Below are 17,811 nucleotides of genomic sequence, written 5' to 3'. Positions count from 1 at the left end.
CGATGGCGCTCGAGACCTACCGCAAGAAGCGCAATTTTTCCGTTACCCCGGAGCCGCAGGGCCGCAGGGCGCCGAGGACCGGCAACAGCTTCGTCATACAGAAGCACGATGCCACCCGGCTCCATTATGATTTTCGTCTCGAAATGGACGGCGTCCTGAAGAGCTGGGCCGTCACAAAAGGGCCGAGCCTGATCCCCGGCGAGAAGCGTCTTGCCGTCCATGTCGAGGACCATCCTCTGGAATATGGCAACTTCGAAGGCACAATCCCGAAGGGCGAGTATGGCGGCGGCACCGTCCTCCTTTGGGACAGAGGCACCTGGACGCCGATCGGCGACGCGCATCGCGGCTATGCGAAAGGCCATCTCGATTTCGAACTTCACGGCGAGAAGCTTGGCGGCCGCTGGCATCTTGTGCGGATGGCCGGAAAGCCCCGGGAGAAGCGCGAGAACTGGCTGCTGATCAAAGGCGACGACGACGCCGCGCGCACCGAACGTGATCCCGACATTCTGGACGAGCGGCCGGAATCCGTCGCGACCGGCCGCAAGATCGACGACGTCGCCGGCGAAGAGCCCGGCTGGTCGTCCAAGACAGGCCGCATTCGCAGGCGCCGCGGCGGCAGCACCAGGCCAGCTCCAGCGGAAGTGGCCCCCGCCACTGTCAGCGTTCCCGAACCGTCAAAGATAAAGGGCGCCAAGAAGGCGGCGCTTCCCGATTTCGTCGAGCCGACGCTGGCGACCCTGGTCTCGTCAGCGCCGTCGGGCGAGCGCTGGCTGCACGAGATCAAATTCGACGGCTACCGGCTACAGGCCAGGATCGAAGCCGGCCGCGTCAAACTGTTGACGCGGAGCGGTCTCGACTGGACGAAGAAATTCGGCAAGGCGGTCGTTTCGGCGCTGGCCGATATCCCTGTCGGGACGGCACTGATCGACGGTGAACTCGTGGTCGAGACGACAGCCGGCGCATCGGATTTTTCCGCGCTGCAAGCCGATCTCAGCGAGGGCCGCAGTGATCGCTTTCACCTCTACGTCTTCGACCTGCTTCATCTCGACGGCTACGATCTGCGCGACGTTGCCTTAATCAAGCGCAAGGAATTGCTGGAAAAAATCATCGGCAGTAACAGCGGCATCATCAGCTATAGCGGCCATTTTGAGGAGGACGGCGCCCTGGTGCTGCGACATGCCTGTCGGCTGAGCCTGGAAGGCATCGTCTCCAAGCTTCGCGATGCGCCCTACCGCGCCGGCCGCAGCAAGAACTGGGTGAAGTCGAAATGTTCGGCGCGGCAGGAATTTGTCGTGGCCGGCTTTATCCCCTCGACAACCTCGCGCAAGGCGATCGGTTCGCTTGTCCTGGGTGTCTATGACCACGGCAAGCTTCATCATGTCGGGCGCGTCGGCACCGGCTACACAGCGGCGGTCGCCGAGAGCCTGTTCAAGAAGCTCGAGCGGATGCGCGTTCCGTCGAGCCCGTTCGACGAGCGTCTGAGCGCCGAGGAGGCTCGGCAAGTCCGCTATGTCAGGCCGGATCTCGTCGCCGAAGTCGAGTTCCGGGCGTGGACCGCCGACGGCAATCTGCGCCACGCCTCGTTCCGCGGATTGCGCGAAGACAAGCCGGCGAAGGAGATCGTGCGCGAGACGCCGAAGACGAGCAAGGCAGCGCCCCAACCTCAGCGCCGGACCGTCAAGCTTACTCATCCCGACCGCCTTTACTGGCCGGACGAGGGCGTGACCAAGGAAGGTCTCGCCGACTATTATGCCGAGGTCTGGCGCTATGCGTCGCCCTACATCGTCGGCCGAGCGCTGGCGCTGGTGCGATGTCCCAACGGGATTTCGGGCGAGCAATTCTTCCAGAAGCATGCCTGGAAGGGGCTCAACCCGAACATCGTGCTGGTCCACGACCCCAAGGATCCGCCCGACGAGCGGCTGATCAGCATCAATGATCTCGACGGGCTCATCGGTCTGGTCCAGTCGGCGGCGCTGGAGATCCACCCCTGGGGCTCGACGGTGAGCGATTGGGAGCGTCCGGATACGATCATCATGGATCTCGACCCCGGCGAGGGCGTGAGCTGGGAGGCAGTGATCGAAGGCGCCGTCGAGACCCGCGACCGGCTGAAGGATGCAGGGCTTGTCCCCTTCATCAAGACCTCCGGCGGCAAGGGTCTGCACGTCGTGGCGCCGTTGAAGCCGAAAGCCGAATGGCCAGAAGTAAAAGCCTTTACCAAGGCGATTGCCGACTCGATGGCCGCCGACAGTCCCAACCGCTACGTCTCGACCATCACCAAATCGAAACGACGCGGGAAAATCCTTGTCGATTATCTGCGCAACCAGCGTGGTGCGACCGCGGTCGCAGCCTATTCGACAAGAGCACGACCGGGTGCAGCGGTGTCGATGCCGCTTGCCTGGGACGAACTCGGCCCCAGCATCGGACCGGCCTATTTTACCGTCGAGAACACGCCAACGCGGCTTGCCTCGCTGTCGTCGGATCCCTGGCAGGATTTCCACGCGGCCGCAGCGCCAATCGAAGACCGCGCAAAGCGGCGCAAGAAAGCGGCTTGAGACGGCACTGCGAAGCGCATGCATCGGAATAGTCAGGCGATTTGCTCGAACGTGCATTGCTCCGGAGCCCTGTCCGGCCGCCAGCGCAGGAACTTGGTGCCGTGGCGGAAACGGTCGCCGGTGACGTGATCGAAGCGTACTTCGACCACCAGTTCGGGCCGGACCGGCTCCCATTCGCCGCTGCGCTCGGTGCTCCAGCGGCTCGGCCCGCCCGGCGCCTTTCCGGTGAAGCCGGGTGGCTCGCGCATGGCTTGGAGCCTGCGGGTAAGCTCGGCCCTGTCATCCTTGGCAATGGTCGAGGTGAACCCGACGTGATCGAGCTTGCCGGCCTGGTTGTACAGACCCAGCAACAGAGAGCCGACCTGCGGGCTGTTGCTGAGATAGCGAAAGCCGCCGACCACGCAATCGGCCGACCGCAACCGCTTTACCTTGACCATCGCGCGTACCCCCGGTTGGTACGGACCGTCCAGCCGCTTGGCGACCACGCCGTCTGTCGCCCCATGTCCGGCATCCCCTAACCAGGAGCGGGCTTCCTTCACATCGCGCGTGCAGTGCGAAAGCACGATGTTCCTGCGATTTGCCGAAGCGACGAAAGCCTCAAGGATCGCTCGCCGTTTTTTCAGGGTCCGCGCCAACCAGACGGTTCCGTGCTCATCGCAGAGCATGTCGAACAGGACGATGCGAGCCGGGGTTTCGGCGGACAGCTTGCGGATCCTGCTCTCGGCGGGATGAAGCCGCATCTGGAGTGCGTCGAACGAAAACTTGCCGTCGACCGAGATGACTATTTCACCGTCGACGACAAAACGGCGCGACGGCAGTTCCTTCAGTGTCGCGACGAGTTCGGGAAAATACCGTCCGAGCGGCTTGCCTGACTTTGCGCGCAACTCCACCGCATCATCCTGCCGGAATGCCAGGCAGCGAAAACCATCCCATTTGCGTTCGTATTGCCATCCGTCTCCTTCGGGAATCGCATCGGCCGCCTTTGCCTCCATCGGAGGCGTATCGAGCGGCAGGAGGAAATCGCTGGATCGGCGGGTGCTGTCGAAAGCAGGATCGCGGGGTATGACCTTCATTGTGCTGCCTTTGTCCCCCAGCCCAGCCTGCTCCCAGGCGCTTATTTCCGCTTTCCGGCCTCCGAGCCGATGCTCTTGCGCAGCGCATCCATGATGTTGATCACGTTGCTGGCCGGTTGCTCGGCCATGGCCTTCGCCTTGGCCGGACCCTTCTTGCCCTTCTTCTTCGAGGCAATGATCTCCAGCAGCCGCGCCTGGACGGGATCTCCAGTCATGGCGGGATCCCACTGCCTGGTTCGCTCATCGATAAGGGTCGAAACCATATCCATCAGTTTCGGGTCGGGTTTGACGTCGTCGATCTTGCCGAAATAAACCTCGGGGTCGCGAACCTCGTCGCCATAGCGCAGTGTCCACAGCACGATGCCCTTGCCTCGTGGTTCAAGCATGACGGCGCGTTCGCGGCGGTACATGACCAATCGCGATATTCCGACCGTCCCCGTCGATTGCATCGCGTCGCGAATGACCGAGAATGCCTCCTCCCCAACCGGGTCGTCAGGGGTGAGATAGTGCGGCTTGTCGTACCAGATCCAGCCGATGCTGTCGGCATCGACAAACATGTCGATATCGATGGTGCGCGTGCTCTCGAGCGCAACCGCTTCGATCTCGTCGTCCTCGAGCAGGACGTACTCGTCCTCGCCGCGCTGGTAGCCCTTCACCTCGTCGTCTTCAGCAACGGGCTTGCCGCTGACGGCATCGACATATTGGCTGACCACCCGATGCCCGCTCTTGCGATTGAGCGTATGGAACCGGACCTTCTCGCTCTCGGTGGTAGCGGGCGTCATCGCCACCGGACAGGTCACCAGCGAAAGCTTCAGATAGCCTTTCCAGAAAGGACGTGGCGCCATCGAGCACCCCCGGCAGGAGTAAAACAGTCGAACGCAGCAGGGCGATCGATTGTTCCAGCAGCTTTTTTGCGAACCGGGGGCCAATCGCATGGTTCGGCAATTTTTGCCAAGGGTTGATGAAACAATTTGCCCGCAATCGCCGTTTCCCCAGCAAGCTGAATTTGGGCGAGGAGGAGGCCTGAGCAGCACCACGCCAGGGTTTCGGCCTTGGAGGTGAAGACCATGGGCTTTGACGCCTTGAGGTTCAAAGATCGAACGGATGCGGGGCGCCAGCTTGCCGCCGATTTGGCCAGGTTCGCGGCAACCGATCCACTGGTGCTGGCGCTGCCGCGCGGCGGCGTGCCGGTTGGCTTCGAAGTGGCGAAGGCACTCGGTGCCCGGCTCGACGTGCTGCTTGTGCGCAAGATCGGCGCGCCGGGCCATTCCGAATATGGCATCGGCGCGGTCGTCGACGGGGAAAATCCGCAGCTCGTCCTCAACGAGGAGGCGATGGCTTTGGTCCGGCCGTCAGACGAGTACGTCGAAGCAGAGAAGCGGCGGCAACTGCTGGAAATCGAACGTCGCAGAACCCTCTATCTCGGAAGCCGGCCTGCGGCTTCGGTCCTGGGCCGGACCGTCATCGTCGTCGATGACGGCATTGCGACCGGAGGCACGGTCAGAGTGGTGCTCAAGGCGCTAAGAAAGGATCGCGCCGCGCATGTCGTCCTGGCCGTCCCGGTCGCACCCCGGGACACGCTGGACCTCATCAAAGCCGATGTGGACCAAGTGGTCTGTCTCGCCACGCCTGAGCCGTTTGTTGCGGTGAGCCGGTATTATGAGGATTTCGAGCAGACCACCGACGCGGAGGTGATCCGGCTGCTGCGTGAGGCGGAGCAGTTTGAGAGCAAATCGTCGACGCGATCTGCCGAAGGAGCACGCCACGGCTAGCAAGGACCGACAACCGATGGAGATCGTCGAGCGCGGCGATATTTCTGCGCGAACTTAAAATGACCAAATCGCGCCATCCGATAGAACCGCTCTTCAGTGGCGAATGGGCCTGAGCCATACGGCCCCTCCCCTTGCGCTCGCAGCCAACCTGAAGCGCGGCCCCGGTCAGGCCGCGCCACCGCGCGCCAGCGGCGGTTGAGCCGTCAATCGCGCAAACGATTGGCAGCGTGATCCTGGCGCTGCTCAGTCGCGATCTGCCTGGAATCCAGACCGCGTTGCTTCGTGTGCTGAGCCTTGTCGCGGTTGGACAGGACTTTGTTTTCCTCGAGCTTGTCCTTTGGGGTGGTGGTCATGGCGCCTGCACCGGAACCCTTTCCCCGCGCACCCGCTCCGATGTGCTTCTTGCTACCTTTTGCCATGGGCTTGCTCCAATTCTTAGTGGTCGGGACGGTTCTTGTGATGAACGCTCTCCTGATTTTCTCCGCGAAGGATGTTGCGATCGTCAGGGTCAACGAGGTCGGGTGTCTTGGACCTGATTTCCGACCCCTTGCGCAGCGCTTCACGTTCCGCTGCTGATCGCTTCAGGTCGGCCTCTGCGTCAAAATCCTTGCCGGCGCCCTTCGTGTTTTCCCGCTTTTCAATGATGCGCAATTGCTGCTCATGGGTTCTGCGTCCAGCCATTGGTTTCCTCCAAGGTGCCTTGCGGTCGATTTTTTGAGGCCCAGATCGCTGGCGGAACCGTCGACTTCCGGTGATTGTAGTTGGCCACGGTCCTTGCCGCCAATCGTGCGCCACCACGATCTGAGCCTGTCCTTATGGCGATAATGGCAGGGCGGCGGGATCGTTCCGAGATGGCGGCCGAATAAACCGTCTATTCGCTCATCTGCTCCGGGCTGCTCATCCGCATCTGCCATGATCCGTCGGTCTTTCTCCCCGCGGTGTTCCGATGGAACATCAGAGCATCTCCGTCGTTCGGCGACTGATCGCCTAGGTCCACGTCTGACGCCCCGCCGCAGCGAGCGCGTAAAGCTGCAAGAGGATGGACCGCACGATCAAGGACGCCACGGTCAAACGCTTTTACTACGAGAGCCACGATCAGCTCAGGTAACACCTCGCCGACTTCGTTGCCGCCTACAACTTCGCTCGCAGACTCAAGACCCTCAAGCGCGATCCAACGGACTCGCGAAAAGGTTACGCCGCCCTGCGCCGAACTGGAACTCGGTTCGGGCTTGAGCAGCTCGTATCGATCAAGGGATCAAAAACCCGCACATCTGGCGAAGTCCTGGATGATTTCGGCACATTCTTTCGAGCGCACGATGCGATGAAGGGCTGATCGGAACTTTGCTTCCGCATTCGGCAGCCGAGGTTGGTTGGAACATGTCGCCCCGAGTCGAACGCATTCACAGCGATGAGCGTCTCCCGGCCGAGGTCGACGTCGTCATCGTCGGCGGCGGCATCCTCGGCTCTACGGCGGCCTATTTCCTGGCGAAGCGTGGCCTCTCTGTGGCTCTGCTCGAGAAGGGCCACGTCGCCTGTGAACAATCGAGCCGAAACTGGGGTTGGTGCCGCCAGCAGAACCGCGATCGGCGCGAATTGCCGCTCTCGGTGATCTCCATGCGACTGTGGGACGAGCTGACGCGCGATATCAATCGGGACCTTGGATTTCGACGCTGCGGTCTCGTCTATGCCACTCACGACGAGGCTGTGCTCGCCAGCTGGGAAAGGTGGCGTGAGGTCGCCAGGGAGTACGAGGTCGACACCCGCATGCTGAGCCGGGCGGAGGTGGCCGAGCGCGTCCCCGAAGCGCGCGACAAATGGGTCGGCGGGACCTATTCGGACCGGGATGGTAAGGCCGAACCTGCGCTCGCCGCGCCGGCTATCGCCGATGGGGCCAGAGCTCTGGGCGCCACCATCCACCAGGAATGCGCCGCGCGGGCGCTCGACTTGGCCAATGGCAAGATTGCGGGCGTGCACACGGAGAAGGGCTACATCAGAACCAGCGCGGTGCTGTGCGCCGCTGGCGCCTGGTCCTCGCGCTTCCTTAGGCCGCTCGGGATCAGTTTCCCCCAAGCGAGCATCCGGCAGACCGCGCTGCGTTCCACCCCGACAATCAACATAGGCGAGGCGGTCTCCACACCCTACTGCACGATCACGCGCCGACTGGACGGCAGCTATACGCTTGCGATCAGCGGCAAGGCGAACCTCGAAATCACGCCCCAGGCTATCCGGTATAGCCGGGAATTCATGCCGCAATTCTTGCGTCGCCTGAAGAACGTCAGGCTCGGCATCGGCCAATCGTTCCTTTCGGGGCCGGATTCAATGCCGGCGCTGCTGACCAGCGACGATCGGATCTTCGAACAGAATCGGGTGCTGGATCCTCCACCCTTAAAATGGCTGGTAAGCCAAGTGGTGGAGAGTGTCCGGAAGACCTTCCCCCAACTCGGCGATATAGAGATCGATAGTGCCTGGGGCGGCTTCGTCGATTGCACGCCGGACGCAGTGCCTGTGGTGTCGCAGGTGGACGGGGTGAAAGGCCTCGTCCTCGCGGCGGGCTGCTCGGGCCACGGCTTCGGTTTGGGCCCGGGGCTTGGCTATCTGGCCGCAGAGCTTGTCGTAAACGACACGCCTTGCGTCGATCCTACACCGTTCCGCCTGTCGCGTCTGGTCGACGGCTCGAAGCTGGACATCGCCGCTATCTGAAGATCAGCCGGAAGTCAGGCCTGACGCGCACCAAGCGAAGTCAAAGTGTCAGCAGACGGGTGAGCGGAATCCCCACGTTCCCTCGCACTCAAGTCTCCGGGTGCATGAGCGCAACGTGGTAGGAGTTGCACCAGAATCCGCTCGGGAGAGCGCCGCGCTCATCGCGCTCGTCGTTGGCGCAGTTGGAACCGTCGCGGAGTTCATTCTAGCGTTTTCCGCTTCTGCCGGTAAGGCGAATTGCTCGGCCCATACGCCGCGCCAGCGGCCGGGATGTTTGCCGCAACCTACACACGTGGCAGCGCAAACTGAACGCCGTGGCCCTGCACTACGGCATCATGCGGGAGACCGGTTTGTACGGCGCTGGGGTGTCGTCGACAACGTCTTAACCAACCTGTGGGTGCTCGCCCCCTGCGCGGGGCACTCACGGCTTTATCTCACCCAGCTCTTCCACAGGCGGAGCGGCCCCGCACCTCGTCCACGCCGAAGGGGTCAATCTCGGCGCCGCTTCTTACAAGCGCCCTCGCCCTGCTTCTCCCGGTTGTCCTTGGCCTGGGGCGGTCATTGGCCCGGGACAACACACTGGAGGCACCATGCCCAACACCGCCGAGATCCTTGTCGACACATTTCGACGGCCGTGCGTTACAGGATTCCGCTCAAGCTTCTGGTGATCAAGAACAACATGCTCAACCAGATCGCCTGGGAGCAAATGATGTTCCTTGGCAACCTGCGTTTGCCGCGGAAGGCCCGGTGATCATAGAGGCGGTCGGCGACGCATATGAACCTATGCTGCCGCCGCGCATGCCGAACGAGTATCGCAAGAACATGCGCACAGCCTTGCGGGAAACGCCGGGCCGCAAGGAGATCGAAGCAAACTCGCTAGGGAGCCGCTGAAGACGATGATGGGCTGAGCTCCCTGGCCGGTCAGTCCTTGGTGTAGGCGCCTGGCTGGCGGCCGCTCTTCGGAGCCTTGGCGTCCTTGGAACGCTCGGCGATCGACGGACCGGCGCCGGATGTCTTTTCGGTCGCTGCGCTGGGCGTAGACCGCCTGGGCGGGTCCTGCCCTTCGGATTGATGGGTTTTGTCCTCCACCTCGTCCCTTGACCGGGTCAGGCCCATGCCGCCGGCAGGCTTCTTGTTGCCGGCTGCCTCCTGCGAGAATTGATCCGACGCGTCGGCATCTTTCTTTGCCGGGTACTTTGTCGCGCCATGTTCGTAACGGGTCTCGTTTTTGTTCATAGCATTTCTCCGGTTTCACGGATTGTGGCTAAACACTCCTGTTGCGGTACCGCCGCCAGCGCTCCCGGCGGCGCATATGCGATGCGTGCAGCGCCCGGCCGGCGCGGCTGCCGATTTTCGGCGACGCTCAGGCGTCCTGCGCCGGTCAGGCGTCCTGCCATGGCGCGTGCAGGATGTCGGCGCCCGGCTGCTCGTCGAACAGAACCGCGCAGCCGCGCGCCCACGCCACCGGCGACAGTGCGTTGGCCACGATTTCGTCCGGCGAGATGAAATCACCGGTCAGCACCCGCAACTCTTCGACGGCTTTGGCCATCGACACCAATCGCCCTGCGGCGCGGTCGGTGGTGCAGGCGTCGATGACGGAAACGAGATCGATCATTTGGAACTGGCCCATCATAGGCCTCCGCAAACAGCATCCCTTCGCAGCTATGAACGTCGCAACGATCTACAATGTTCCCGGCCGGCCGAACGCATACGCACTAAACCTGGTCTATCGCATCTCTGAGCTTGCTCAGGAATGCCACCAGAGCATCCTCCGGCCGATCGGCCTCCTCGGTCAGCATGTCGATGCCCCAGCGTCCGAGAACCGCTTCCTGGACGACGCTCGGTTGCGGCATGAAGACGAATGATTTCGGACGATTCTTTTCATAACCGGACCGGCGCCAGGTTTCCCAAAGCCGATACAGCAACAGACGGATGTTCATGTCGGACATGCTGTAGCCGATGAACAGGACAGTGCGCCCCAGTGCGTCGGCGCGAAACTTCACATCCAACGGCGACTCGAACGACAGCCGCTCGAAATAGTCGGACTCCGCCAGGACGAGAGACGCGTCGTCGTCGAAATCGCCGTGGTATTTGATGATCTGGGTAACCTCGCCGTTCACCTTGGGGATATCCTTGGCATTGGCCACTTTCACGAACGCGCGGTCGTGGACTTCGAACGCAACCTCAAGGTTTCGATCATAGTTGGTGGTGTAGATGATTGGAAAATCGAGTGACACGATCAGCTTGTGGATCGCCGATCCCTTGACTTTTTCCCGCGAGACGCTCCATTCGCGATCCATCCAGCTGCGCAAGGGGCCGAGACTGCCATGCTTCAGCCGGTAATATTCGGCAAGAGCCTGGTAACTGGACTCAGGCCTGTCGACCACGTCTCGATCGAGGCCGAGTTCATCCACCATATGCTCGATGAGCTTCTCCCAGGATGGCAGGCCGACGCTCATCGACACCCCCGCCCCAACGAACAAGATCGCTCGTCGCTCTTTCACGGATTGAGCCAGTTGCTCAAGTGCAGACGGCATGGCCAACTCACCAGGCGATGATCCAACACAACTGCGAACGGCGCCCTCTGTTCCGGAGAAGCCGGATCACCGCCAAACCTGTTCAGAAACCGGGTCTGTTCAGAAACCGGGTCTGTTCGGGAAAATCGGGTGTGTTCAGCAAATGCGGCGCAGACTGGAACCGCTGAGCCAGATCGAAGTTTGGTGTCAGGGGAGAGACCATGATGGCCGTCCGACGACATCAGACCAAAGCGAGAGGCGATATTCAGGCCGGGGCGACACAGGACAAGACCCCGGGGTTCGACCCTGCCGCGGCACCTGAAAAGACCGACGCCGAAGCGGCCGGTATGCCAAATCCTGTCGCCGAGGCTCGTCCACGGCGACAGCCTGAGTTCACGAATGAAGCAAGCTTCGGCGATGCGATGCGGCCGGCAGCAAGCGAGCCTGGTCTTCAGCCTGGCAAGAACTGGCCGGTGCTGGTGATTGCCGCAGTCGTTCTCGTAGCGGCCGCGGCCTTCGTGCTGGCAGCCATGCTGCGCTAGTTCCTCTGCACAGAGGATTTGGTTCTTTGACTGACGGCCGCTGACGACCGGTCTGCAACCGCCAATCTCCAACGTCTGCGATTAGCCGTAAGCCACCCACGCCTTCGTCATCCTAGGTCGAAGCAAGGAGCGAAGCGACGCGGCGCAGAACCTAGGATCCATGCCGTGACATCCGCCGAAGAATGCAGCGGAGCAGAACCGAATGCTACCATCCGGTCCCGCGAAAAAGCTCGAACCACTCCGGATTGGTCTTCTCAATCAACTCTATCTTCCACTGGCGCGGCCAGCGCTTCGGCGACTTCTCGCGCTGGATGGCATCACGAATGTCGAAATATTCTTCGTACCAGACCAGACGCTGCACGCCGTAGCGGCTGGTGAAGCGCGAGCCCTGGCCGGATCTGTGCTCCGGCATACGGCGTCCGAGATCGTTGGTGACACCGATGTAGATCGTGCCGCGCTTCTGGCTCGCGGTCATATAGGCATAGCCGGTCATGGTGGAAGGGTAACTGCCACCGTTGCGGATACAAGTGCCATTCAGAGCCGCTGCATTCTTCGGCTGATGTCACGGAATGGATCCTAGGTTCTTCGCCGCGTCGCTTCGCTCCTTGCTTCGACCTAGGATGACGAAGTGGAGGGATGCTCCGGCTAATCTCGAAAGTGCGCGCTGCCCTGAGATCGGCCCGTTTGCGGGGAGTGTCTATGTTCGCTGCCGATCGGCCCGCTAGCGAGGTACGTTTCCGGGCACAGATATACGTGAGCCATCCCCCGTAACTTCCGTAAGGATCTGGCCGGATCCCCGCGCCGCCATGTCACGCCCAAAAGTATAGTTCAGTTCGGTGAGCGCCGTGATGAACCTGGCCGATCTCGCCGAAGATCGAGCCGATGTTGCCGCATGACGGCAGGTAGATGCCGAACAGCGCCGAGGCCATCACGTCGATGGCACCCAAACAAAATCAACTCACCAATTCACAAGCCACTCATGATCATTTTCCCGACTGCCAAAAGGCTCGGGTAATAGCCGCTGTACTTGGGCAGGCTGCCGGGCATGTCCAGCACACGACGGTGATAGAATATATCCATCCGAACCGGCGGCAGCCGGGCCCCGGGCTCGAAATTGCTGGCCGGGATGAACATCGTCTTGAACGGCCCAAAGCCCGCAACCTCCACAACCGGCTTGCCGCAGGTCCGGCAGGCCCCGCGATTGAAGTTCGGCGGCGGACGGTATTTCTTGAATGAAATATTGCCGGCGTTTTTCAGCACGACACCCTTGGCGCGAACGGCAGCCACGTCCGCAAACGGTTTGCCGTTGAACGCCTGGCAAATCAGGCAGTGGCACCGGAATCTACCCTTCGGGGCAGTACGCACCTCGAACGAGCAAGCGCCGCATTCGCAGGAGCCGTGCAGTGGCAACAATGGGTCGGTCGTCATGTGCTGATGCTCCTGAGCTCGATTTGATGACGGCATGCTGGTCACCGGAGCATCATGTTGAAGATGGTATCGATTGGCTGTCTGAAGGGCGCGCGCAGAAGGTTGGAGAGGTTCCAACGGCCCCGCTCATAGATTCCTTTGATTTTTGCGATTGCGCTCATGGTCCACTCCGATGTAGACAGGAGAAACTTACGCCCTTGATGTAGCCCCTTAAGTAGCCACTGTCAACAATGTATTCACAAGAAACTTTGAGGTGCCATGCAGGACGTACCCAGCCGCCCCTATCACCACGGTGATCTCCGCCGTGCCGTTATCGAGACGGCGTGGGATATGCTTCGGGAGGAGAAGGGCTGGCAGTTCACGCTGCGGGAAGTCGCCCGCCGGGCTGGAGTAAGCCACGCGGCACCGTACAAGCACTTCCCCGATAAGGCCGCGCTGCTTGCGGAGATCGCTATGATTGGGTTCGACCGGCTGCGCGTGTCCCTATCAGCAGCGAAGTCTGAAGCGCCGAAAACTCTGCGCGAGGAAGTTACTCCGATAGCTCGAGCCTACGTCGCGTTCGGAACGGACAACCCGGCTCTCTACCGCCTGATGTTTAGCGCGGAGGAGGGAAAAGCGGTGGGAATGCATCTCAATGAGCGGGCGCTGGCGGTATTCGACGTTCTCCTCGAAATCCTCCGGCGCGGCCAGGCCGCGGGGAGCATTCGCAAGCGGCCGATAGAAGGTCAGGCGGCAGCCGCCTGGGGGCTCATCCACGGCATGACCATGCTTGCGATCGATGGACTCCTGGTGCCCGAGAAGGTGGGATCGGCCCCCTTGGATGCGGCCTTGAGCACACTGTTGGAAGGGCTGGCGAACCCAGCAACATGACATTAACTGGCGCCATCCCGTCCGCCCTACGATCCCCCTACCGTATCTGTGCCCCTTAATGTTCAGGGGCCTTATTCGTAGCCGAGGGCCAGGTCATTGTGAACATCTGTCGCAGCGATAGCAGCCTGGCCGAAGGCGACTGCGATCTGGTTCAGAGCCTTGACCAGGTCGCCGATGGCATACACCCCCTCGACCGAAGTCCGCTGATGCTTGTCGACGATGACATAGCCCTCGTCGCAGCATTTGACGCCCATTGCCAGCGCAAGGTCGGAACGCACCTGGCATCCCATCGCCGGATAGATGACGTCGAAATGGCGCACCTCGCCGTCCTTGAGGATGGTCTGGTAGCCGCTGTCGGTGGGAACAAACTTTTTGAATGCGTCGCAAATAGCAATGTTCTCTTCCATGGCCACGCGCCGTGTGCTGGCGGAAAAATCGGGAAGATAGCGTGCGAGCATTGTGACATGCTGCGTATACTGCTTGAGGAACAGGGCCTCTCGCAGCACCTGCGCCTCGTGACCGATGACCGCGACCTGACGATCTATGACTTCGTAGCCGTCACAAACCGGGCAAAGGCGTACGCTGCCTTTGGCGATGGCCTCGCGCAGACGCGGAATTGCAGGCACGACATCGACGATACCTGTCGCCAGGAATACCTTGCGGGCGACGATCCGCCCGCCGTTGGTTTCGGCGCCGAACCCGCCTACGGTCGGCTCGACCGATGACGCGTGATCCTGGATCAGTGTCGCTCCGAACTTGGCGGCCTGGGAACGAAGCCGCTGCAGAAGATCGGGGCCGCTGATGCCTTCCGGAAATCCCGGACAGTTGCGGCTTTCCGCAATCAGGCTCGCGCGCGGTTCACCCGCGTCGACCACGACGACCCGATGACGGAACCTGCCGAGATAGGTAGCAGCCGCCAGCCCCGCCGGTCCACCGCCAACAATGAGAACATCCGCTTCGGTCGCGGACGAGGCTGAATGTCGGCGTTTGCGCACGGGTTGATCCATCCGCGCCGAACGCATTCATGGCAAAGATGTTCCAGCGCCGAAATCCAAGCGACGACATCTGTCGCGGCAAGGCGTCACCACTCGATCGTCGGCCGCGCGATCATCAGCCAGAAAATCCCGAGGACGGCAGCAAAGGCGGGAAAGCCGAAGGCGAACCACAGCCGGAAAAGCCTGATATACCGGGCCGGCAGCGGGGTCCCCGTTTTGGCGGATTCGGACGCCAGATTGCGCATTTCCATCTGCATCCATACCACCGGTAGCCAGAACACACCGGTGACGATATAGAGCGCGATGGACAGCACGATCCAGCCTTCGGAGAGCGAGTAGCCCGCCAGCCAGGCGAGCGCGACGCCGGTTATCGGCTGCGCCACGACGGCAGTTGCCGTGAAGAGAAAGTCGGCGACCACCACGATGCGCGCCACTGCCGCAATTGTTGCCGCGTTGCCGGTCCTGTGGGCGAGAAGCATGAAGAAGGCGATGCCGGCCCCGGTGCCAAGCAGCACGCTGGCACCGATGACGTGCAGGAACTTCAGCACGAAATAGAGCATCAGCGCTCCTCCAGGATCGCCAAGGCAACGAAGTGAAGGACGATGATCGGCAAGACCTTCAGGAATGGCCCAAGTGGTTCGTTCCACAGGTCCGGGCGCAGGAACGTGCCAACGGCCAGATAGAACAGCGACAGCGCGATGCCGGCGTAGAGACCTTTTCGCGCCGTTGGCCGCCAGGCTATGAGTGCGCCGACGACGATGTCGGCAAGAGCGCCGGCGATCACGGCAGGCGCCGACAACATGCCAGCCCCCGTGCTTTGCATGAGGTCGATGCCGTTGCCGTAGCCAGTGGTAAGCGACACAATCCCTGTCGTGATCCAGAAGAACGGCAGCACGACGTAGATTGCCGGCTTGATAACATAAAGCCCGGCAAACCATTTTTCCTGCACCGTCGCAGGATTGAGCGCGAGGAACTGCGCCAGGCTTTGTGGCTGTATGCCGGTCAGGGAAATCCAGTCCGAGGGATCTCCGAGCGCCCCCCGTGCGATCTCCCTGGCGGCATTGGTGCGCATTGGGGGCCGCCAGCCGAGCATCGCGGCAAAATCGCCGAGGCGATAGAGAAGCCGCGCACCCCAGCCCGGCAAGACCAGCCTGGCTGCAGGAGCCCAGCCGAGCCAGCGGCGGAAAGTACCGACGATCTCATCCATGGTCAGATGTTCGGGACCGGCGAGTTCCAGCGCCAGACGAGACGGGCTGCCGGGATTGAGAAAGAAGAGCACCGTCGAGACTACATCCTCGAGCTGCACGACCTGTAGCCGGCCGGTATCTGGCATTGACGGCAGGACCGGCAGCGAGGCCAAGCCGCGAAACAATGCACTGGCCCCAAACACGGGCCGGCCGAGCACCACCGAAGGGCGAAGGATTATCCAGTCCAGGTCAAGCGCCATCAGCGCCTGATCGCCGGCATATTTCGTCGCCGAGAACGACGAAGGCTGTGCCCGATCCACTCCCATTGCCGAGAAGTGGATCACCTTGGCAACGCCGGCCCGCGCGCAGGCGAGAAAAAGAGCCGCCGCCGCATCGCGATGGACTTGCCCGGTCTTTTCGCGCGGGCTGTCCTGCAGAACGCCGGCACAGTTCACCACGGCATCGACGCCAGTCAGATACGGCAGCCAATCTTCAGGGCGTAGCGCGGCTGCCATATCCAGCACCAATGTCTGGTAATCACGGGCGGCATTTGCCCGAGGGCTACGCGCGATGCCGACCACCTCATGTCCTTCGGAGACGAGGCGGGCGCAGATCGAAGCGCCGATCAAGCCGGTGGCTCCAACAACGAGAATTCTCATCGGACCCCGATCTCCGGCAGCCACGAGATCGTCGCCGTTCTATTCGGCGCGTATCTCTTCCATATCATCGATGTTTTTCCGGCGCTGCGAAAGCACACGTCTTTCGGCGAGTTGCTCAGGGTTGCTGATGGCCGCATGACCACGGTCTCTAACGCGATGGGGCGGAATCCTCATTCATGTACTCATGAATGAGACCAAGGATTTGCGAGCGGACCAACTCGCGAGCCTCGGGCTGAACGAACGGCATCAAGAGTTCGACCCGTTCCTCGACGCTCTCGGGAAGATCCGCAGCAGGATCGACGAGGTCGTTGCCGTGCGCGTAGAGATTCTCCGTCAATTTCTTATCAAGGTCGGAAAAAATGCCCATTGATCTGCTCCAAACCAGCTTCTCTGCTTAATAGAAGGTTGACGAAAATGTTCCCCGGATGATCGATCACAACAGCTGCTTCTCCGGCCGAAGCGCTGGGACTGGTCCAGCTCCACTTGTCCGGGCGGCAAGGAATTCAGGCAGTATCTTAATGTGGGAGAATTAGAGAGACATTTGCGCGAGGTGCGAAAAAGCAACGCCAATACAGCTGATTAGTGACGACGTAGGTACTCTCGCAGATGTGGTATTGGCCGTCCGGCGATTCCTGCACACGGTCCCGTGGGATGTTGAAATTATGCGGCAAGTAAGTGTACCCACCGTCTATCCTGGACCGTACCGACGACCGAGGTATGGCGCGGCAATCAGAGCCACCGCAACACTTGAATTTCGTCAGTGGGTCAATCCTGTCCTCGTACCAATCATGGGCGCTGGCGGCAGTTGCGGTGGCGATACACATCGTGAAGACGAGGCTTCGCATGGCGTTCCCCCAGGTATTTGGCAGGCGCTGCTCGTTTGAGCGTCATATATATTAGCGTTCCATTAAAAACACCATTGGCCTCCGACCGACTGACGCAGTTCCAGCAAGCGACGCTCGCGCTGAATGACCGCATTGGGTCAACCCTGCCAACAACCGGGAGTTGTCTCATTCGTTTCCGTGTCGGCCAGGACGCGGTGAGAATGCGTTGGATTGAGGGCTAAATGCGCGCTCCCGATTATTGCGGTAGGCGATTGCTGCAGGTCCGTTTGCAGCCCCACATTGAAATCCCGTCACACTTGTAACTCTCACCTCTCCGGCTGCCCGAGATAGCGTCTTTTTATCGAAACCGTGGAAACGGCGAATTCGACCGCAGGACCGGAAATGACGATGTTTGCAGCAAAAGAGAAAGCCACTTCGTTGCTCGGGCAGGCGGTCGGTTTTGCCCGCTGGCTCGGGCTCGCCGCCGCACCGACCTTTGCACTGATGGCCTGGATTTCTACTGTCGGCTCGAGCATGACCATGTGCTCTGCCGCCCCGCCTTTCATGCCGATCAACGACATGGCCCTGATGTACCTGCTGATGAGCCTCTTTCACGTATCGCCGTGGCTGAAGCTCTTTTCCGCCCGTTCGCAGCACTGCAACACTTCCGTCGCCCAAACCCAAGGAGACTGA

The 17,811-nt window shown here is 61.3% G+C and carries 20 protein-coding genes and 1 pseudogene; 7 read left to right on the top strand and 14 right to left on the bottom strand.

Going from position 1 to position 17,811, the window contains the following annotated elements; genetic code table 11:
- Positions 1-2: 2 nt before the first annotated feature.
- Positions 3-2,552 (top strand): DNA ligase D, encoded by a 2,550-nt coding sequence (ligD, locus tag AC0L3H_RS01405; RefSeq protein ID WP_473584219.1) that lies wholly within the window; start codon positions 3-5, stop codon positions 2,550-2,552.
- 32 nt (positions 2,553-2,584) lie between these two features.
- On the opposite strand, the gene AC0L3H_RS01400 is transcribed toward ligD, so the two are convergent.
- Together AC0L3H_RS01400 and ku are read right to left on the bottom strand one after the other, a co-directional pair.
- The gene (locus tag AC0L3H_RS01400) at positions 2,585-3,625 is read right to left on the bottom strand and encodes an ATP-dependent DNA ligase (RefSeq protein ID WP_473584218.1); all 1,041 of its coding nucleotides are present in this window, start codon (positions 3,623-3,625) and stop codon (positions 2,585-2,587) included.
- 41 nt (positions 3,626-3,666) lie between these two features.
- Positions 3,667-4,470: a non-homologous end joining protein Ku gene (gene ku, locus AC0L3H_RS01395; protein ID WP_473584217.1), complete on the bottom strand. Its 804-nt coding sequence runs from the start codon at positions 4,468-4,470 to the stop codon at positions 3,667-3,669.
- 222 nt (positions 4,471-4,692) lie between these two features.
- Between ku and AC0L3H_RS01390 the strand changes: the two genes are divergently transcribed.
- Positions 4,693-5,397, top strand: a complete 705-nt coding sequence (locus tag AC0L3H_RS01390; RefSeq protein ID WP_473584216.1) for a phosphoribosyltransferase — start codon at positions 4,693-4,695, stop codon at positions 5,395-5,397.
- Between the two features lie 203 nt (positions 5,398-5,600).
- Here the strand turns inward: AC0L3H_RS01390 and AC0L3H_RS01385 are convergent, their stop codons facing one another.
- The gene (locus AC0L3H_RS01385) at positions 5,601-5,816 is read right to left on the bottom strand and encodes a hypothetical protein (protein WP_027154083.1); all 216 of its coding nucleotides are present in this window, start codon (positions 5,814-5,816) and stop codon (positions 5,601-5,603) included.
- Positions 5,817-5,832: 16 nt separating this feature from the next.
- Positions 5,833-6,078: a hypothetical protein gene (locus AC0L3H_RS01380; RefSeq protein ID WP_027154084.1), complete on the bottom strand. Its 246-nt coding sequence runs from the start codon at positions 6,076-6,078 to the stop codon at positions 5,833-5,835.
- A 696-nt stretch (positions 6,079-6,774) separates the two neighbouring features.
- Here AC0L3H_RS01380 and AC0L3H_RS01375 point away from each other — a divergent pair.
- Both AC0L3H_RS01375 and AC0L3H_RS01370 read left to right on the top strand, forming a co-directional pair.
- Positions 6,775-8,097: an NAD(P)/FAD-dependent oxidoreductase gene (locus tag AC0L3H_RS01375; protein ID WP_473509773.1), complete on the top strand. Its 1,323-nt coding sequence runs from the start codon at positions 6,775-6,777 to the stop codon at positions 8,095-8,097.
- Between the two features lie 625 nt (positions 8,098-8,722).
- A pseudogene (locus AC0L3H_RS01370) lies at positions 8,723-9,005 on the top strand (pyruvate oxidase); the annotation flags it as partial.
- A gap of 13 nt (positions 9,006-9,018) precedes the next feature.
- On the opposite strand, the gene AC0L3H_RS01365 reads toward AC0L3H_RS01370, so the two are convergent.
- The 3 genes from AC0L3H_RS01365 to AC0L3H_RS01355 all read right to left on the bottom strand — a co-directional run bounded on the left by AC0L3H_RS01365 (position 9,019) and on the right by AC0L3H_RS01355 (position 10,634).
- Positions 9,019-9,333, bottom strand: a complete 315-nt coding sequence (locus AC0L3H_RS01365; RefSeq protein WP_091590276.1) for a hypothetical protein — start codon at positions 9,331-9,333, stop codon at positions 9,019-9,021.
- Positions 9,334-9,478: 145 nt separating this feature from the next.
- On the bottom strand, positions 9,479-9,727 hold the full coding sequence (locus tag AC0L3H_RS01360; protein WP_023801331.1) for a hypothetical protein: 249 nt from the start codon (positions 9,725-9,727) through the stop codon (positions 9,479-9,481).
- A gap of 85 nt (positions 9,728-9,812) precedes the next feature.
- The gene (locus AC0L3H_RS01355; RefSeq protein ID WP_473519930.1) at positions 9,813-10,634 is read right to left on the bottom strand and encodes an SIR2 family NAD-dependent protein deacylase; all 822 of its coding nucleotides are present in this window, start codon (positions 10,632-10,634) and stop codon (positions 9,813-9,815) included.
- Between the two features lie 203 nt (positions 10,635-10,837).
- On the opposite strand from AC0L3H_RS01355, the gene AC0L3H_RS01350 reads away from it, so the two are divergent.
- Positions 10,838-11,155: a hypothetical protein gene (locus tag AC0L3H_RS01350; protein ID WP_473584215.1), complete on the top strand. Its 318-nt coding sequence runs from the start codon at positions 10,838-10,840 to the stop codon at positions 11,153-11,155.
- 205 nt (positions 11,156-11,360) lie between these two features.
- Here the strand turns inward: AC0L3H_RS01350 and AC0L3H_RS01345 are convergent, their stop codons facing one another.
- The 3 genes from AC0L3H_RS01345 to AC0L3H_RS01335 all read right to left on the bottom strand — a co-directional run bounded on the left by AC0L3H_RS01345 (position 11,361) and on the right by AC0L3H_RS01335 (position 12,583).
- Complete coding sequence (locus tag AC0L3H_RS01345) at positions 11,361-11,648, bottom strand: GIY-YIG nuclease family protein (RefSeq protein ID WP_473584214.1); 288 nt, start codon at positions 11,646-11,648, stop codon at positions 11,361-11,363.
- A 316-nt stretch (positions 11,649-11,964) separates the two neighbouring features.
- Positions 11,965-12,102 carry a hypothetical protein gene (locus tag AC0L3H_RS01340; RefSeq protein ID WP_473584213.1) on the bottom strand — a complete coding sequence of 46 codons (138 nt, stop codon included), beginning with the start codon at positions 12,100-12,102 and terminating at the stop codon, positions 11,965-11,967.
- A 19-nt stretch (positions 12,103-12,121) separates the two neighbouring features.
- The gene (locus AC0L3H_RS01335) at positions 12,122-12,583 is read right to left on the bottom strand and encodes a GFA family protein (protein ID WP_091590273.1); all 462 of its coding nucleotides are present in this window, start codon (positions 12,581-12,583) and stop codon (positions 12,122-12,124) included.
- Positions 12,584-12,841: 258 nt separating this feature from the next.
- On the opposite strand from AC0L3H_RS01335, the gene AC0L3H_RS01330 reads away from it, so the two are divergent.
- Positions 12,842-13,453: a TetR/AcrR family transcriptional regulator gene (locus tag AC0L3H_RS01330; RefSeq protein ID WP_473584212.1), complete on the top strand. Its 612-nt coding sequence runs from the start codon at positions 12,842-12,844 to the stop codon at positions 13,451-13,453.
- A 71-nt stretch (positions 13,454-13,524) separates the two neighbouring features.
- On the opposite strand, the gene AC0L3H_RS01325 is transcribed toward AC0L3H_RS01330, so the two are convergent.
- From AC0L3H_RS01325 to AC0L3H_RS01310, 4 genes are all read right to left on the bottom strand, one after another.
- Positions 13,525-14,475: an NAD(P)/FAD-dependent oxidoreductase gene (locus tag AC0L3H_RS01325; protein WP_473584211.1), complete on the bottom strand. Its 951-nt coding sequence runs from the start codon at positions 14,473-14,475 to the stop codon at positions 13,525-13,527.
- 59 nt (positions 14,476-14,534) lie between these two features.
- Positions 14,535-15,008 carry a DUF2269 family protein gene (locus AC0L3H_RS01320; protein WP_473584210.1) on the bottom strand — a complete coding sequence of 158 codons (474 nt, stop codon included), beginning with the start codon at positions 15,006-15,008 and terminating at the stop codon, positions 14,535-14,537.
- Entirely contained in the window at positions 15,008-16,294 is a 1,287-nt protein-coding gene (locus AC0L3H_RS01315; RefSeq protein ID WP_473584209.1) for an SDR family oxidoreductase, read from the bottom strand. Before AC0L3H_RS01315 ends, AC0L3H_RS01320 begins: the two co-directional genes overlap by 1 nt.
- 148 nt (positions 16,295-16,442) lie before the next feature.
- On the bottom strand, positions 16,443-16,661 hold the full coding sequence (locus AC0L3H_RS01310; RefSeq protein WP_473491534.1) for a hypothetical protein: 219 nt from the start codon (positions 16,659-16,661) through the stop codon (positions 16,443-16,445).
- An 859-nt stretch (positions 16,662-17,520) separates the two neighbouring features.
- Between AC0L3H_RS01310 and AC0L3H_RS01305 the strand changes: the two genes are divergently transcribed.
- On the top strand, positions 17,521-17,811 hold the full coding sequence (locus tag AC0L3H_RS01305; protein WP_473491532.1) for a hypothetical protein: 291 nt from the start codon (positions 17,521-17,523) through the stop codon (positions 17,809-17,811).

The sequence above is a fragment of the Mesorhizobium sp. WSM4816 genome (assembly GCF_055811535.1).
Note: the sequence above shows the minus strand (reverse complement) of the source record. Positions and strands in the feature narration are given on the sequence as shown.

What these genes read in the sequence shown, in the direction of transcription:
- ligD (WP_473584219.1), top strand. Translation starts at nt 3, where the DNA reads ATGGCGCTCGAGACCTACCGCAAGAAGCGCAATTTTTCCGTTACCCCG.
- AC0L3H_RS01400 (WP_473584218.1), bottom strand. Translation starts at nt 3,625, where the DNA reads ATGAAGGTCATACCCCGCGATCCTGCTTTCGACAGCACCCGCCGATCC.
- ku (WP_473584217.1), bottom strand. Translation starts at nt 4,470, where the DNA reads ATGGCGCCACGTCCTTTCTGGAAAGGCTATCTGAAGCTTTCGCTGGTG.
- AC0L3H_RS01390 (WP_473584216.1), top strand. Translation starts at nt 4,693, where the DNA reads ATGGGCTTTGACGCCTTGAGGTTCAAAGATCGAACGGATGCGGGGCGC.
- AC0L3H_RS01385 (WP_027154083.1), bottom strand. Translation starts at nt 5,816, where the DNA reads ATGGCAAAAGGTAGCAAGAAGCACATCGGAGCGGGTGCGCGGGGAAAG.
- AC0L3H_RS01380 (WP_027154084.1), bottom strand. Translation starts at nt 6,078, where the DNA reads ATGGCTGGACGCAGAACCCATGAGCAGCAATTGCGCATCATTGAAAAG.
- AC0L3H_RS01375 (WP_473509773.1), top strand. Translation starts at nt 6,775, where the DNA reads ATGTCGCCCCGAGTCGAACGCATTCACAGCGATGAGCGTCTCCCGGCC.
- AC0L3H_RS01365 (WP_091590276.1), bottom strand. Translation starts at nt 9,333, where the DNA reads ATGAACAAAAACGAGACCCGTTACGAACATGGCGCGACAAAGTACCCG.
- AC0L3H_RS01360 (WP_023801331.1), bottom strand. Translation starts at nt 9,727, where the DNA reads ATGGGCCAGTTCCAAATGATCGATCTCGTTTCCGTCATCGACGCCTGC.
- AC0L3H_RS01355 (WP_473519930.1), bottom strand. Translation starts at nt 10,634, where the DNA reads ATGCCGTCTGCACTTGAGCAACTGGCTCAATCCGTGAAAGAGCGACGA.
- AC0L3H_RS01350 (WP_473584215.1), top strand. Translation starts at nt 10,838, where the DNA reads ATGGCCGTCCGACGACATCAGACCAAAGCGAGAGGCGATATTCAGGCC.
- AC0L3H_RS01345 (WP_473584214.1), bottom strand. Translation starts at nt 11,648, where the DNA reads ATGACCGGCTATGCCTATATGACCGCGAGCCAGAAGCGCGGCACGATC.
- AC0L3H_RS01335 (WP_091590273.1), bottom strand. Translation starts at nt 12,583, where the DNA reads ATGACGACCGACCCATTGTTGCCACTGCACGGCTCCTGCGAATGCGGC.
- AC0L3H_RS01330 (WP_473584212.1), top strand. Translation starts at nt 12,842, where the DNA reads ATGCAGGACGTACCCAGCCGCCCCTATCACCACGGTGATCTCCGCCGT.
- AC0L3H_RS01325 (WP_473584211.1), bottom strand. Translation starts at nt 14,475, where the DNA reads ATGCGTTCGGCGCGGATGGATCAACCCGTGCGCAAACGCCGACATTCA.
- AC0L3H_RS01320 (WP_473584210.1), bottom strand. Translation starts at nt 15,008, where the DNA reads ATGCTCTATTTCGTGCTGAAGTTCCTGCACGTCATCGGTGCCAGCGTG.
- AC0L3H_RS01315 (WP_473584209.1), bottom strand. Translation starts at nt 16,294, where the DNA reads ATGAGAATTCTCGTTGTTGGAGCCACCGGCTTGATCGGCGCTTCGATC.
- AC0L3H_RS01310 (WP_473491534.1), bottom strand. Translation starts at nt 16,661, where the DNA reads ATGGGCATTTTTTCCGACCTTGATAAGAAATTGACGGAGAATCTCTAC.
- AC0L3H_RS01305 (WP_473491532.1), top strand. Translation starts at nt 17,521, where the DNA reads ATGACGATGTTTGCAGCAAAAGAGAAAGCCACTTCGTTGCTCGGGCAG.